Source organism: Salinicoccus halodurans, from assembly GCF_900114445.1.
Classification (GTDB): domain Bacteria; phylum Bacillota; class Bacilli; order Staphylococcales; family Salinicoccaceae; genus Salinicoccus; species Salinicoccus halodurans.
In genome coordinates this window covers 322,946-337,642 of sequence record NZ_FOTB01000004.1, presented here as the reverse complement: position 1 = coordinate 337,642, position 14,697 = coordinate 322,946, and the positions used below count along the sequence as shown (strand labels likewise).

Below are 14,697 nucleotides of genomic sequence, written 5' to 3'. Positions count from 1 at the left end.
TGATAGAGTGATAATAATATAATTTGAATCAGGTGGTTCCATGCTAGAGAAATTGAATGGTTTTATACAGAAGTGGATTGCCGTCATAACGCCTCTGAGTCTCGTCATCGGGGTACTGCTGGGTGATTTTGGTTCGCAATTTTTATTCCTGATCACATTCCTGTTTGCCTTCATGACGTTTACAGGCGCACTGGGCATGGATTTCAAAGACTTCAGAACAGTCATAAAGCATCCGGCAGCGATTGGTGTCACCCTTGTCTTCCTGCATATGCTTATGCCGGTGTGGGCCTGGCTTTTAGCATCATCCATATTTGATGATCCGTTGTACACCATAGGATTCACTTTGGCGGTTGCAGTGCCTACCGGTGTCACGTCGGTCATCTGGGTCACGGTGACGAGAGGGAATCTGCCGCTCACGCTGTCGATCATCCTGATCGATACGCTGCTTGCCCCGATCATCCTGCCGCTGATTTTAAGCGTCATATCAGGCGAAGCGGTCGCAGTCGATAACAGGGAACTTATCATGGGTCTGATCTGGATGATTGTGCTCCCCACACTTCTTGGGGTGACACTGAACCAATTGACGAAGGGGAGGGTACGGCACGCGCTTGGGAAACCCCTTGCCCCGTTTTCCAAAATCAGCCTGATGCTCATCATCATGATCAACGGCAGTGTGATTTCACCGTACTTCTATGATTTTTCCTGGGAAATCATCGGTGTTCTCCTGCTGGTCTTATTCATCACGGTATCAGGCTATGCCTTTGCACTGCCGGTCGGCCACTATCTTCTGAAGGACCCGGCAGTCATTACGGCATTCACTTTCAATGCAGGAATGAGGAATATATCAGTCGGTGTGGTCATCGCCACCGCCTACTTCCCGGCAAAAGTAGCCATGCCGGTGGTGTTCTGCATGCTGTTCCAGCAGGTCATGGCATCATTTTTCAGCAAGGTGATTGAAAAATATCAGTTTTCCCGGGGTTATTAATGCAGTTTGCATTTAATTCCAGTATGCGTTATGATAACAAACATAACATTTTATCAAATATTCAGAATTTGATATCTGATAAAATGTTATAAATAAAAGAACCATAAAATTATGGAGGCGACTTATTCAACATGTCCAAACTTTGGAACGCTGTGGACGACTATTTCAACGCAGAACTGAATGCCGATGACGAAGTGATAACAGGTATTCCGGCACATAATGAGCACAGAGAGGAGGTATTCTCCGGACAGAGTAAACACCTTCATCTGCTGGCCAAGATCAAAGAGGCTAAATCGATTCTGGAAATCGGAAGTCTTGGCGGCTACAGCACATTGTGGCTTGGAAAATCACTTCCTGAAGAAGGAAAAATGGCATCGCTCGAATCCAATGCGGAATATGCAAAATTTGCGGAAGCAAATATCGCAGCAGCGGGATTGGAAGACAAAGTAGAAGTGATTCATGCACCAGCGGAAGATACACTGCCAAAATTGCTTGAAAGAGGATATCCACGCTTTGATTTCATCTATATCGATGCAAACCAGGCACTTTATCCCGACTATTTGGAAGCGGCCATCGATATGGCAAAATGCGGATCCGTTATTATAACCGAACGTAAAATCGAAGATAAATTCGAAGAAGAGGCAAACGGAGCGGAAATGCAGCGGTTCCTTCAAATACTGAAAAACGAACCACGCATTGACGCAACTGCAGTACAGACAGTAGGTGCTAAAGGACATGACGGATTCATAATGGCAGTATTGGATTAGATACAAGAAAGAGAGCAGAGATTTGAAATCTCTGCTCTCTTTCTTGTCGTTTTATGTGATAAAACGGCGGCCGACAAATACACTTATCGGCCATCATCGCATCGTCCGCCACTCTTTAAATATTTTATTTCTTTTCAGACGGGCTGTTTGCGGAAACGGTGAACGCCATGGCCGTATGACTTACCACTTTTGAGACATTGGCGAAACAATTTTCCAGAATGCTGAAAATTTCCTTCACATCTCCATCCAGCCGTGTTGCCCCCTGAGCCGGTGTCACTTCAACTCCGGAATTTGTTGACAGGTCGATCTGGGCTTCGATCTTCTTCATATAATCAGCATCACCGAGTGGATAAAGTGAGAATTTGGCCCCGGCTTTCTGTTCAACTTTTGCGGAAGTTTCCCGGTTTAATGCCAATTTGTCAGAAGCCGTCTGGATTTTTTCTGACTTGCCGCCCGGACAGCCGACGGCTGTGGTTCCGCTTAAAGCGACATGCTCTCCGGTTTTGGCCGCATGCAGGAATATCGCCTGCATCACATCGAAAATATCTTCAATTGTTCCCCTGACTTCAGTATTGACATTGTCCGTTTTCATTTCAACATTGGATGTATCCACTTCATCAAGTGCACCAAGAATGATATCCACGAATCCATCGGACATCGGGAATAGCGTGAACTGTGCGTCTGCTGCTCTCTTTTCTGTCGTCATTCATATCCCTCCAGTAAATTTTGGAATAAAAAACCACATCCCGGCGGGATGCAGTCATCTATATTTATGAATGAGGCCATAATTGTCTTTGCTGCACTTTCCCACGCTGGTGTTATCCAGATCGGGTGATAGGGGTCCGGTTTTCCGTCTCAGCCTCTTTGAAGCGCCCCCAGTGATTTAAAAGTATGCAGTTTTTTATTCATCTTCATATTAACAGTAATGAGTTGAGAGAGTAAAGCAGAGAGGAAGTCGTAAACCTTTAACCGATACAATGAAATGCATATGTATTATAATAGAAGTAACTTTCATACAAAGAGGAAAGGACGGATGTGTATATGGATCGTTTTAAAGCGCTTGTCGTGGATAAAGTGGACGAGAAGATGGAGATGGAAGTGAAGGAGATTGGTTTCGAAGACCTTTCTGAAGGAGAAGTGACGATAAAAGTTGCATACTCGAGTGTCAACTATAAAGACGGTATGGTGGCAGTCAAAGGTGATTTGGCTGAAAAGCTGCCGTTGGTTCCCGGCATTGATCTGGCAGGCACAGTAATTGCATCGGAAGACACACGGTTCAAAGAAGGGGATGAGGTTATCGCGACAAGCTACTTCATAGGCACACGTCATACAGGCGGTTTCAGTGAAGTGGCAAGAATCCCGGCGGAATGGATTGTCCCATTGCCTGAAGGGCTTACCATGGACGAGTCAATGAAACTGGGTACGGCAGGATTTACGGCGGCCCTTTGTATACAGAGGCTTGAAGATAACGGTTTGACTCCGGATAAAGGCAGGGTTCTGGTCGATGGGGCGAGCGGCGGTGTAGGCAGTATTGCAGTCAATATGCTGTATGACCGTGGATATGAAGTTGTTGCGAGTACCGGCAGAACCGAAGAGGCTGAGTATTTGAAATCGCTCGGAGCGTCCAAAGTGATCCACAGGGATGAGGTGACGGACTTCAGGGGACGGGCAACACGTACCAGACAGTGGGCGGCTGCAATCGATCCTGTTGGCGGAAAAACGCTGCAGTATATACTGAGCAGTCTCGATTACGGAGGTTCCGTTGCGACATGCGGTCTGGCAGGGGGCGTTGAGGTGCAGACGACAGTTCTGCCGTTCATTTCCCGCAATATCAACTGGCTCGGCATTGATTCAGTCAAACATCCGATGGAGCACAGGCTGAAAGTATGGGACAGGCTGGCGGATGATATGAAACCATCTGCCCTGGAAACGGATATTTCACATGAAATCACCCTGGAAGACCTGCCGGATACACTGCAGAATATTTTAAAAGGTAAAATACGCGGCAGAATCATAGTAAAGATGTAAAACACAAGAAAAACGCGCCGGTCCTGATGGATCGGCGCGTTTTATCTTATTTTGCATAGTACTCTTCTTCAAGCTTTTGAATCTGTTCTCTGACAAACTCGGAAGAAAGTTTATTTTCAATCACATATCTGTTTCTCGGGCTTTTAGTGCATTCAATTGAGCAGCCGCCCAGATGTTTGTCCTCATTCTCTTTCGAAGCAAGAATCTGCGCGTTGCAGTCAGGATCTGCACAGTTGATGTAGCGTTCACACGGGGTGCCGTCGAAATGATCTTTACCGACTACTGTATGCTCGACCTGGTTGACAGGCACTGTAAGCCTTTCATCAAACACATACATCATGCCGTCCCAATTCTGGCCTTTTGCTTCAGGGTCTTTGCCGTAAGTGGCAATGCCGCCATGCAGCTGGCCGACATCTTCAAATCCTTCCCGCTTCAGCCATCCTGAAAATTTCTCACAGCGGATACCGCCGGTGCAGTATGTCAGTATACGTTTGCCTTCCAGCATTTCACGATTTTCCTCAACCCATTCCGGAAGGTCGCGGAACGTCTCCACATCCGGACGGATGGCTCCCCTGAAATGGCCCACATCATATTCATAAGTGTTCCTGGCATCAAGGACGATTGTATTATGGTCCTGCATCTGTTTCAGGAATTCAGCCGGTTCCAGATACTCGCCTGTCAGTTCCCTTGGGTCGATATCTTCTTCCAGACTCAGGTTTACAAGCTCCTGTCGCGGACGGACATGCATTTTCTTGAAAGCATGGCCTTCAGACGGATCGATTTTAAATACGATGCCATTAAATAATGGATGATTCTCCATATATTCCTTATATTTTTCTGTGTCTTCCACGGTACCTGAAACGGTGCCGTTAATACCTTCTCCTGCTACAAGAATACGACCTTTAAGGTTCATGCTCTTGCAGAGTTCAAGGTGCTCTGCAGAAAATTCCGCAGGGTCTTCAATGTCTGTGTAATAGTAGTAAAGTAAAACTTGATATTCCATATTTAGTTTCCACCTATCAATTATATTTGCAGGATATACCTGATAGAACGCATGAAATTTGTTTCATGCAATATTAGATTATACCAAGTTTACAATGATTTTTAAAGTGTTTTTACAATTACTTGAGACCCCTGGCATCTCCGGGACGCGGGGAATCCGCTACACCGTACAGCAGCTGGCCGTTGGTCTGATCGATCATTATGGCCTGTACATCCCCAAGCCTCGTATCCGCAGATTCCACTCTGAAGGACTGATTGAATTCATGTCCCAGTGATTCGAGTTTCTGCAGTGTCTCCTCATCTATACCGTCTTCCCACTGTGTTTCAAGATCCGGCGTGGTGTAGAGCCGGGGTTCTTTAAGTGCATCTTCTAGGGGCATATTGTATTCTATGACATTCAGGATTGTCTGGGCGACAGATGCAACAATCGTCGGTCCTCCGGGTGACCCGAGTGTGAAGAATGGCTTATCATCATGGAACATGATGGTAGGACATTTGGAACTCGTCGGATATTTACTGCCGTTCGGTTCATTGACCTGCCCCGGTACAGCCTGGAAATCAGTCAGATCGTTGTTCAATAAAAATCCGTAGTGCGGCACCATGATGCCTGACCCGAATATTCTCTCTATGGAAGATGTACAGGAAGCGATGTTTCCCCATTTGTCCACTGCGGTAAAGTGGGTGGTTTCATATCCTTCATTGTCTTCGTAATGATTGGTCTGGATTTTTCCTTCTTTGCTTTCCTGGTATGCCCAAGGGTCTCCGGGATCCACTTTTGCTATATTTTTATCCAATGAGATCTGCCTGCAGCGCTCTTTAATATATTCCGGATGCAGCAGGCCGTCCATCGGCAGATGATGGAATTTCGGATCGCCGATATGCGCCTGGCGGTCCGCCAGGGCAAGCTGGAGTGTCTGTGAAACTAAATGATACTTTTCCCATGAGTGCGGTTCATACTGGGAAATGTCCAGTTCCTCGAAAATCTTAAGCTGCTGTGCGACTGCCACTCCGCCGCCGCTCGGAGGGGCGGGGAATGCAATTTTATAATCTTTGTAGGTACTCCAGAGCGGCTCGTCTATTTTCACATGATAGTTGAGCAGATCCTGGTGGTTAAGCAGGCCGCCATGTGCCTCTACAGTATCCACGATAGCGTCCGCAATCTCTCCTTCATACACTGCATTGAAGCCCTTTTCCCTGATGATTTCCAGTGTTTTCGCGAGATCCAGCTGGGTGATGCTGTCTCCTTCCCTCAGCGGCTTGCCGTCTGGAACGAATTTTTGACGGCCGGTCTCTCCCAGACGGTGTTTGAATAACTGGATCGTACGATCCCAGAGCGAGTTGACCCTGAACTCATTTTTTGCAAGCGTGATAGCAGGGTCGATCAGCTGTTCAAGCGGCAAAGTGGCATAATGTTCATGGAGATATTCGAGTCCTTTCATTATGCCGGGCACCCCGATGGACCTTGCACTTTTTGTACGTTCGACAAACGGAACAGGTTCTCCGTCATCATCGATGAAACAGTCTTTTGTCAGCCCGGCAGGTGCTCGGGAATGGGCATTGACCACTTTCGTTTCCTTGTTTTCGTTATCATAAACCAATATGAAACCGCCTGCGCCGATCCCGGTATTCATCCCTTCCACAACCGCAAGTGACAGCTGTACAGCAATCAAAGCGTCAAAAGCATTCCCGCCATCCTCAAGCATTTTATTGCCGGCTTTAGATGCTTCCTTGATCGCACTGGCCACCATGCCGTTATGGCCCGTATCCCCCTTATGCTCATTATTCATTTTGTATTCTTTCTGCACTTTGAATATTTCTTCTATATTAGCCAATTTGCATTCATCTCTTTCATATAATGATTTGATTGTCGATTATCTCTTAATTACCTGAAATTGAAGAAATTAAACAAAATCATATATTTTTTTGGAAACAATCCATGAAGTGGAAATACCCGGTGAAAATTGTTAAAATCATATAATTGGATCTTGAATCACAGAGGAGTCGTTAGAAGATGAATGAGAAAAAAGCACTGGTCGTATTTTCCGGCGGTCAGGACAGTACGACATGCATGTTCCATGCGCTTGAAAATTATGAGGAAGTCGAACTGGTAACGTTTGAATATGGACAGAGGCACAGCCTTGAAATAGAGATCGCGAAAAGCATTGCGGAGGAGCACGGATTGAAGCATCATGTGCTGGATATGTCGCTCCTTGGCCAGCTGAGTCCGAACGCCCTGACCCGGCATGATATGACAATCGGACAGGACGGGGCAGCCCGAGTACCCAATACGTTTGTACCCGCAAGGAACATGCTGTTCCTGTCGTTCGCCGCGGCCCTGGCCTATCAGATTGGCGCGAAAACGATCATTACAGGTGTATGCGAAACGGATTTCAGCGGTTATCCGGACTGCAGGGACATTTTTGTCAAATCGATGAATATTACAGCTAATCTGGCGATGGACAGGGACTTTGTCATCGAAACTCCGCTTATGTGGCTGGATAAGAAAGAGACATGGGCGCTTGCAGACAGGTACGGCAGACTGGACTACATAAGGGAAAAGACGCTGACATGCTACGAGGGTGTCATCGGTGACGGCTGCGGTGAATGCCCGTCCTGCAGGCTGAGGAACGAGGGGCTGCGCGCATATTTGGAGGAAAGGGGAACTGACGCATGATGTATCAGACACCATCGCATGACTTTGAATACGAACTGAATAAAGATCTCAATTTTTCAGCTGCCCATCACATACCGGATGCACGGGCAGGGAAATGTGCGAAAATCCATGGGCATACTTATTTTGTGAATATGACGATAGCGGGAGATACTCTGGATGACCTCGGTTTTCTTGTGAATTTCTCTGATATAAAAAAATTGATTGATGAAGCTTTTGACCATACGCTGCTCAATGACCATACACGCTTCAGTGATATACCGCCGACGTCAGAAACGATGGCAAAAACGATATATGACATGGTGGAAGAATATCTGGACCGTTTGGACAACCGGCCTGTATGTCTGCAGGTTGTCCTGAGGGAGACGCCGACAAGCTATGTTGTCTACCGTCCGAAGGAGTATAGAAAATGATGAAAGTACCCGTGCTTGAAATATTCGGTCCGACGTTCCAGGGGGAAGGCGCGGTCATCGGCCGGAAGACGATGTTCGTCAGGACTGCCGGCTGTGATTACAGCTGCAGCTGGTGCGATTCTGCATTTACATGGGACGGCAGCCAGAAGGAAAATATCCGGATGATGTCGCCGGAAGACATCTTCGGGTCGCTGGACGAACTGGCAGAAGGAAATTATAATCACGTCACAATTTCAGGCGGCAACCCGGCACTGCTTAAAAATATGGAGGCGTTTGTGGAAAAGGCGAAAGGCAAAGGCATCGAACTCGCCATGGAAACACAGGGGACTGTGTTCCAGGAATGGATGAAACAGGTTGATGATGTCACTGTCAGCCCCAAGCCGCCGAGCTCTAACATGAATACGGACTTTGACCGGCTGGATCGTGTGTTAGCCGGACTGGACGGGGGAGACGGTTCATACAATCTGAAAGTGGTCGTATTCGATGATGGGGATTTCGAATACGCAGCCACGGTCCATCTGAAATATCCATCCATTCCATTCTATCTCCAGGTGGGAAACCCGTATCTCGGGAACAACGTGGAAAACCATACGCAGAAACTGCTGGAGCGATACGGAGAGCTGGTGGAGAAAACGATGGAAGATCCACGGATGAATGATGCACGGGTGCTGCCGCAGCTCCATACACTGCTGTGGAGCAATAAACAGGGCGTCTAGTGTCAGGCAATCTATGAGATAAAGAAGGTTCAACCTGTTACACTATATATAAAATAACCGGATATATTATCAATACCGGCAGGGAGGTATATTATGAAAGTGGAAATCTGGTCGGATATCGGCTGTCCGTTCTGTTATATCGGCAAGAAGAATTTTGAAGCGGGTGTCAGCGAATTTGCAGGAAAAGATGACCTGGAGGTTATATACAGAAGTTTCCAACTTGATCCGACTGCCAAAAAAGAGCCGGATGAGTCGATGGCGGAACTGCTCGCAAAAAAATACAACAAGAGCGTCAAAGAAGCGGAAATCATGAACAGTCAGGTGGCTGATGCGGCAAAAGCGGCGGGACTCGATTTCAATATGGAAAAAGTGGTGCCGTCAAACTCCATGGACGCCCACCGTCTTGTAAAACTTGCTTCAGAGGAAGGCAAAGAGGGCGAAGCGATGAACCGTCTTTACAAAGCATATTTCACAGACGGCCTCAATGTTGCTGACACTGAGACATTGGTGCAGATCGGTACTGAGATCGGTCTTGACAGTGATAAAATACGCGCAATGCTGTCAGATGATCTGTATAAAGAAAAAGTGATCGAGGATCAGAATGTAGCGAACCAGCTTGGCGCGCAGGGCGTCCCGCTTTTTGTCATCAACAGAAAATACGGTGTTTCCGGAGCGCAGCCGCCTGAAGCATTCAAAGAAGCGCTGACAAAAGCCTACGAAGAATAGTTTGCAGAAAATCCTGCTTTCAATTTTAAACCAGATATAGTATAATTTTGCAAAAGCAAATGAATATGAAGAGGTTCTTAGCCCAAACCCTCTATAAAAAACTAAGCCACGGATCAATCATCGATGCCATGCGCCTTAGAAGGGGTGCATGGCTTTTTTAATGCAAAAATGCCGTTTTATCTGTAAAGGAGAATCAAGATGAGTGAAGAGTACACTGAAAACCTAAGCCTGCTGGGCAGCCGGGAGGTCAAGTATGACTTTGACTATAATCCGGAGGTCCTGGAGACATTTGATAATAAACATGAGGGCAGGGATTACTTCGTAAAATTCAACTGTCCGGAATTCACGACATTATGTCCGATTACGAACCAGCCTGATTTCGCAACACTTTACATCAGTTACATACCGGATGTGAAGATGGTGGAGAGTAAAGCGTTGAAGCTGTATTTATTCAGCTTCAGGAATCACGGCGGCTTCCATGAAAACAGCGTGAACATGATCATGGACGACCTGATTGAATTGATGGATCCGAAATATATTGAAATATGGGGCAAGTTCACGCCGCGCGGCGGCATCTCGATCGATCCGTACTGCAACTACGGCCGTAAAGGCACCAAGTACGAAAAGATGGCGGACCATCGTATGATGAATCATGATATGTATCCGGAACACGTGGATAACCGTTAGTTTTTAGAGGGCCGGCAGGGATTTCTTCCTGAAAATTTAAGGAGGAAGAGATATGTTATTTTATTTGACCGCACTTTTCTCAGGTTTGCTGGTCGTATCCAATATTCTGGGAGTTAAACTGTTCGCGGTGGGGGATTTCATGCTCCCGGCTGCAGTCATCGTTTATATGGCAACTTTTCTGATTACTGATGTCATCGGTGAAGTATATGGCAAGAAGAATGCGAGGCGGACAGTACAGGCGGGGTTCTTCACGCAGGTCGTCGTTTTATTTTTCATATATCTGGCAATTGAATTGCCGCCCGCCCCCGCCTTCACCATGCAGGCAGAATACGAAATGATACTCGGCGGGAGCTTCCAGGTCATCGTCGCAAGTCTTGTGTCATACATGGTGAGCCAGCATCTGGATGTATCGATATTCCATAAGTTGAAAACACGTCACGGCACAAGGAAACTGTGGCTGCGCAACAACGCATCATCAGGAGTTGCCCAGCTGGCAGATACGGGGATATTCATAACTATCGCCTTCTGGGGCGCCGTGCCGGTCAGTGCAATGTTCGGAATGATCCTGGCACAATATGTTGTCAAGATGATCATCGTACTGCTTGATACCCCGATTGTCTATCTGCTCGTCAAAATTGCGCGCAGCAGAAATTGGGATGACGATAATGACTATGGCGAAGCCCGGATGTCGGTATGATATTTGAATGGTGTCCCGGACGGAAGTCCGGGTTTATGTTTATGCAGACAAAAGAGCCGGCACCCCATCTGTGCCGGCTCTCTATTGATTGTGTATCAGTTTTCTGCTGTTTCTGTTCCTCTGCCAAACGTGATTGCTTTATACAGGTGGTATACTGCTCCGTATACTACCATCAGCGGCACGATTATAAGCACCAGGAAGAAGAGCATGCCTCCCAATTTACGTAAGCCGACTGAAGCGAAAAAGTCGCCTGAAGTCACTTCTGCTATTGGTGGATAGAAACCATATACATAAATAAGACCGATCACAACCAGAGTAAACAGATAGAAAATCATGTTTGAGATGTGATAGGCTCTGGTGTACTTATCAAATTTAAACATTTTACCAAACCCCTCTGTATTAATTCTCAATCACATTATACACTATTGGTATGCATATATGAATGGGAAAATAGTGAAAATAAAGAGTTGTCAAAAAATTAAGGAGCTGTCTTTATGAGTTTGAGAAAAGCAGAAAGAAATGATCTCTCAAAAGTGATGGAAATAACGCGGGCGGTTGTACCCTTGATGCAGGCATCCGGTAATACCCAGTGGAGTGAGGTATATCCGGACATGCCCCGCTTCGAAGCAGATCTTGAAAATGGTTCACTTTATGTTTATGAAGCGGATGACGCTGTAAGAGGATTTGTCGTCGTGGACGATGAACACCCTGAAGCCTACGGGGAGATCCGGTGGGAAGTTTCCCGCACTTCCAGCGCTGCAATGCACAGAATGGCAGTGGATCCCGAATGCCAGGGGAAAGGATTTGCGGGAATCATGATTAAAAGTGTAGAATCCTTATTAGTGGATGAAGGGTATCAAGGCATCCATACTGATACATCATTGGAAAATGAAAAGATGCAATATCAGTTTGAAAAGAATGGATTTGAATTCAAAGGGCGGTTGCATTTGGATGAAAATGAGGATGATTGGTACGTTGCATATGAAAAGGTTTTCAGAAAAGATGGATAATGGAATGGAGAGGAATGACCTTCTGTTATTTATACCGATGGTGTAATATAGAAGTATTACATAGGTAGGGGGAATTTTAAGTGAAGTTATTATTCAAACTGATTGTCGGTATCATTATTGGTATCACAGTCGGTTCACTTTATTATGGGGTAGATGCAACAGGAGGGCTGGATACGTTTCTGACATTCCTGGCAAGGCTTTTTGTAACACTGGAATCTATACTTGGCAGTTTTATATTCTTTATGATTCCGCTGATTATCTTATTCTTTATTGCGAATGGTATTTCTAAAATTGGTGCGGGATCCGGCAAGGTGGTTGGTGCGACATTGGGTACGGCGTACCTTTCCACTTTGGGTGCAGGGCTTTTGGCATATGCAGTATCGATGTTCATAATGCCTAAAATCACTGATGGCGGAAGTGTCCCTGAAGAGGGAACCGCGCTTGAGCCGTTCTTCGAATTTGAAATTGCACCGATCATGGATATTCTGACAGCTCTCGTCCTGGCATTTGCTTTCGGTATCGTCATTACACTGACGAAATCACAGCTTATGGAAAAATGGTTTGAAGAGGGAAAGAACATTGTTGAATTTCTCATTGAAAAAGTGGTTATTCCGCTTCTTCCATTTTATATCGCGGGCGTGTTCGCCGGAATGGCTTCACAGGGTACGATCTTCAGAACGCTTGCAGTGTTCGGGGTGGTACTGCTGGTTGCAGTAATTCTGCACTGGGTATGGATTACGATACAATATACAATCGCCGGCATTGCACTCGGTAAAAATCCATTTAAAATGATCAAAACGATGATTCCGGCCTATTTCACGGCGCTGGGGACCATGAGCAGTGCAGCAACAATTCCGGTGACCCTCAGACAGACGAAGGAGAATGGCATCCGTAACAGGATTGCTGACTTTGTGGTTCCGCTCTGTGCGAACATCCATCTGTCAGGAAGTACGATTACAATCGTCAGCTGTTCAATCGCGGTAATGACCGTATTGCCGGAATATCAGCTACCAGGATTCATGTCCATGTTTGGAACTATTCTTCTGCTCGGCATTGTAATGATTGCGGCACCGGGTGTGCCCGGCGGGGCGATCATGGCCGCAAGCGGAGTCCTGATGACAAATCTTGGCTTCAATGAAGCGGCAGTTGCCTTCATGATCGCGCTTTATATGGCGCAGGACAGTTTCGGTACAGCTACGAATATCACAGGTGATGGTGCTGTGAGTGCAATCATCGACGCCTACGAGCAAAAATTGAATAAAAAAGCATAAATGATTCAGCCACTGGTTAACGCTCGGTTATTCGGTGGCTGGATTTTTATTATTGTATTTGTACCGAGACGGCAGGTCTAGCCGGCTGAATTATTTTTTGTGATTTCACTGACAAAAATCACCGTCGGTGTCACAATGCCGAGAAAACCTTCAAACAGTGAAATATAACGTACGGCACCAAGCGGGTTCAAGTCCCCGTAACCGATGGAGAGCAATGTTGCACCGCTGTAATAGATCATTTCGGCGAAGTTATGATTCTGGACGATTTTGCCCTGATTGCTGTCTATGAGTATGGGCGAGCCAAAGGAAGCTATGTAATAAATGATGGCAAAACCCAATGTCAGAGACAGCATTACTGTAAAGATGTACAGGTAGAGCGGCCAGTGTAGAGTAAAATTATGAGTGTTCTGCATCTCACCTTTTTTCTTGGCGAATGCACCGAGCTGGAACAGGAAAAAAATAATGAACAGTGCCAGAAGCGCCCGAGCCATCTAATCCCCCCTGGGATAAAAAATTGTTTATAATATGAGATAGTATTAAAAAAATGAGTTAAAGGATAATTAAAATGCATAAATTTCTATATATCATTATCGTCATATGCTTCCTGGATCTATTCATCCAGTTGCCGATCATAACCCCTTTTGCCATCTCTTTGGGTGCGAGCGAATATACCGCCGGCATCATTGTTGCTGTATATTCCCTGTTTAACATGGTGGGAAACGTATTCGGGGGCTACTTTTCAGATAAGATAGGCAGAAAGAATATGCTGCTTCTGGGAATGATACTCCAGGTCGTCATCATACTGACATATACCATCGTTCCATCGGTAAGCCTTCTTATTGCAATCCGGGTCGTTCACGGCTTCTCAAGCGGACTCCTCACACCGGCGGCATTCAGCCTTGTTGCGGATATCTCCAAAAAGGCGACAATCGGCCGTTCGATGGCATTGACGGGAGTCTCAATAGGTACTGCGGCAGTAGTGGGGCCGGCACTTGGAGGAATCATCTCCAGCCAGGCAGGCTATCAGGCCGTTTATCTTTTACTGGCGGGAATATTCGTCTTTGGGATTCTTCTGTTGCTGCTGACAGTGAAAGAAAGTACGACTGAAGAAAGCAGAGACATCCATTATTCTACAAATTACTGGCAGATCATAAAACGGCCATCGCTCATTGTTGCCTATGTTTCTGCGTTTACACTGATGGTTTCCAACGGTTCTCTTGCTTTCGGACTGCCTTTGAAGACAGCTTCACTGGGATTATCCGACCAGTCCACAGGTGTGATGCTGAGCGTCTTTGGCATTACAGCCATCATTGTCTTTGCTTCGCCGCTCAACAGGGTCTATACCAGATACAGTCCGGTGGTGCTTGTGGCTTCGGGTATTTTCATTGTCGGCTTTTCAATGATACTGCTCCATATGGTCCCTTCGACGTCACTGGTCTATATGACGATGGTCATTTATGGCGCGGGATTCAGTCTCATTTTCCCATCCATGAATAAGATCATAGGTGAGAATACGGAGATGCATGAGCGAGGGAAGGCCAACGGGATATTCTATTCCTATTTTTCCATCGGTTCGGTTGCAGGGTCGTTCCTGTCCGGGATTTTCGCGACTTATTTCGAGACGCCTTTCCTGTTCATCGGAATCACGATCATCCTGCTGCTCAGCATCATATTCATTGCACATAAAAAATCAGTGGAAAATAAAGGCGCGCTGCAGTAATGTT

17 protein-coding genes and 2 riboswitches are annotated in these 14,697 nt (G+C 46.2%); of the genes, 12 read left to right on the top strand and 5 right to left on the bottom strand.

Annotated elements, in window-relative coordinates; genetic code table 11:
* The first annotated feature begins 40 nt into the window (after positions 1-40).
* Entirely contained in the window at positions 41-985 is a 945-nt protein-coding gene (locus BM271_RS10275; protein WP_046789321.1) for a bile acid:sodium symporter family protein, read from the top strand.
* A gap of 131 nt (positions 986-1,116) precedes the next feature.
* The gene (locus BM271_RS10270) at positions 1,117-1,752 is read left to right on the top strand and encodes an O-methyltransferase (RefSeq protein ID WP_046789322.1); all 636 of its coding nucleotides are present in this window, start codon (positions 1,117-1,119) and stop codon (positions 1,750-1,752) included.
* A gap of 124 nt (positions 1,753-1,876) precedes the next feature.
* On the opposite strand, the gene BM271_RS10265 is transcribed toward BM271_RS10270, so the two are convergent.
* Positions 1,877-2,458, bottom strand: a complete 582-nt coding sequence (locus tag BM271_RS10265) for a YkoF family thiamine/hydroxymethylpyrimidine-binding protein (RefSeq protein WP_046789323.1) — start codon at positions 2,456-2,458, stop codon at positions 1,877-1,879.
* Positions 2,459-2,539: 81 nt separating this feature from the next.
* Positions 2,540-2,639: riboswitch (TPP riboswitch) on the bottom strand.
* A gap of 154 nt (positions 2,640-2,793) precedes the next feature.
* On the opposite strand from BM271_RS10265, the gene BM271_RS10260 reads away from it, so the two are divergent.
* Positions 2,794-3,780, top strand: a complete 987-nt coding sequence (locus BM271_RS10260) for an acrylyl-CoA reductase family protein (RefSeq protein ID WP_046789324.1) — start codon at positions 2,794-2,796, stop codon at positions 3,778-3,780.
* A 46-nt stretch (positions 3,781-3,826) separates the two neighbouring features.
* On the opposite strand, the gene trhO is transcribed toward BM271_RS10260, so the two are convergent.
* Both trhO and ggt read right to left on the bottom strand, forming a co-directional pair.
* Entirely contained in the window at positions 3,827-4,783 is a 957-nt protein-coding gene (trhO, locus tag BM271_RS10255; protein ID WP_046789325.1) for an oxygen-dependent tRNA uridine(34) hydroxylase TrhO, read from the bottom strand.
* A gap of 118 nt (positions 4,784-4,901) precedes the next feature.
* Entirely contained in the window at positions 4,902-6,614 is a 1,713-nt protein-coding gene (gene ggt / locus BM271_RS10250) for a gamma-glutamyltransferase (protein ID WP_052749804.1), read from the bottom strand.
* 179 nt (positions 6,615-6,793) lie between these two features.
* Between ggt and queC the strand changes: the two genes are divergently transcribed.
* From queC to BM271_RS10220, 6 genes are all read left to right on the top strand, one after another.
* Positions 6,794-7,456, top strand: coding sequence for a 7-cyano-7-deazaguanine synthase QueC (gene queC, locus BM271_RS10245; RefSeq protein WP_046789327.1), 663 nt, complete (start codon positions 6,794-6,796; stop codon positions 7,454-7,456).
* On the top strand, positions 7,456-7,866 hold the full coding sequence (gene queD / locus BM271_RS10240) for a 6-carboxytetrahydropterin synthase QueD (protein WP_082103713.1): 411 nt from the start codon (positions 7,456-7,458) through the stop codon (positions 7,864-7,866). The genes queC and queD overlap by 1 nt, the downstream gene beginning before the upstream one ends.
* The gene (gene queE, locus BM271_RS10235) at positions 7,863-8,582 is read left to right on the top strand and encodes a 7-carboxy-7-deazaguanine synthase QueE (RefSeq protein WP_046789329.1); all 720 of its coding nucleotides are present in this window, start codon (positions 7,863-7,865) and stop codon (positions 8,580-8,582) included. Before queD ends, queE begins: the two co-directional genes overlap by 4 nt.
* A gap of 93 nt (positions 8,583-8,675) precedes the next feature.
* A complete protein-coding gene (locus BM271_RS10230) occupies positions 8,676-9,308 on the top strand; it encodes a DsbA family oxidoreductase (RefSeq protein WP_046789330.1) in 633 nt (210 codons plus the stop codon).
* A 64-nt stretch (positions 9,309-9,372) separates the two neighbouring features.
* Positions 9,373-9,419: riboswitch (PreQ1 riboswitch) on the top strand.
* Between the two features lie 87 nt (positions 9,420-9,506).
* Positions 9,507-9,995, top strand: coding sequence for a preQ(1) synthase (queF, locus tag BM271_RS10225; protein WP_046789331.1), 489 nt, complete (start codon positions 9,507-9,509; stop codon positions 9,993-9,995).
* Positions 9,996-10,047: 52 nt separating this feature from the next.
* On the top strand, positions 10,048-10,692 hold the full coding sequence (locus BM271_RS10220; RefSeq protein WP_046789332.1) for a queuosine precursor transporter: 645 nt from the start codon (positions 10,048-10,050) through the stop codon (positions 10,690-10,692).
* 95 nt (positions 10,693-10,787) lie between these two features.
* Here BM271_RS10220 and BM271_RS10215 read toward each other — a convergent pair whose 3' ends face one another.
* Positions 10,788-11,072 carry a hypothetical protein gene (locus tag BM271_RS10215; protein ID WP_046789333.1) on the bottom strand — a complete coding sequence of 95 codons (285 nt, stop codon included), beginning with the start codon at positions 11,070-11,072 and terminating at the stop codon, positions 10,788-10,790.
* A 114-nt stretch (positions 11,073-11,186) separates the two neighbouring features.
* On the opposite strand from BM271_RS10215, the gene BM271_RS10210 reads away from it, so the two are divergent.
* Together BM271_RS10210 and BM271_RS10205 are read left to right on the top strand one after the other, a co-directional pair.
* A complete protein-coding gene (locus BM271_RS10210) occupies positions 11,187-11,702 on the top strand; it encodes a GNAT family N-acetyltransferase (RefSeq protein WP_046789334.1) in 516 nt (171 codons plus the stop codon).
* A gap of 80 nt (positions 11,703-11,782) precedes the next feature.
* On the top strand, positions 11,783-12,973 hold the full coding sequence (locus BM271_RS10205) for a dicarboxylate/amino acid:cation symporter (RefSeq protein ID WP_046789335.1): 1,191 nt from the start codon (positions 11,783-11,785) through the stop codon (positions 12,971-12,973).
* Positions 12,974-13,050: 77 nt separating this feature from the next.
* Here BM271_RS10205 and BM271_RS10200 read toward each other — a convergent pair whose 3' ends face one another.
* Positions 13,051-13,464, bottom strand: a complete 414-nt coding sequence (locus tag BM271_RS10200; RefSeq protein ID WP_052749805.1) for an ion channel — start codon at positions 13,462-13,464, stop codon at positions 13,051-13,053.
* Between the two features lie 74 nt (positions 13,465-13,538).
* On the opposite strand from BM271_RS10200, the gene BM271_RS10195 reads away from it, so the two are divergent.
* A complete protein-coding gene (locus BM271_RS10195; RefSeq protein WP_046789336.1) occupies positions 13,539-14,693 on the top strand; it encodes an MFS transporter in 1,155 nt (384 codons plus the stop codon).
* Positions 14,694-14,697: the final 4 nt, after the last annotated feature.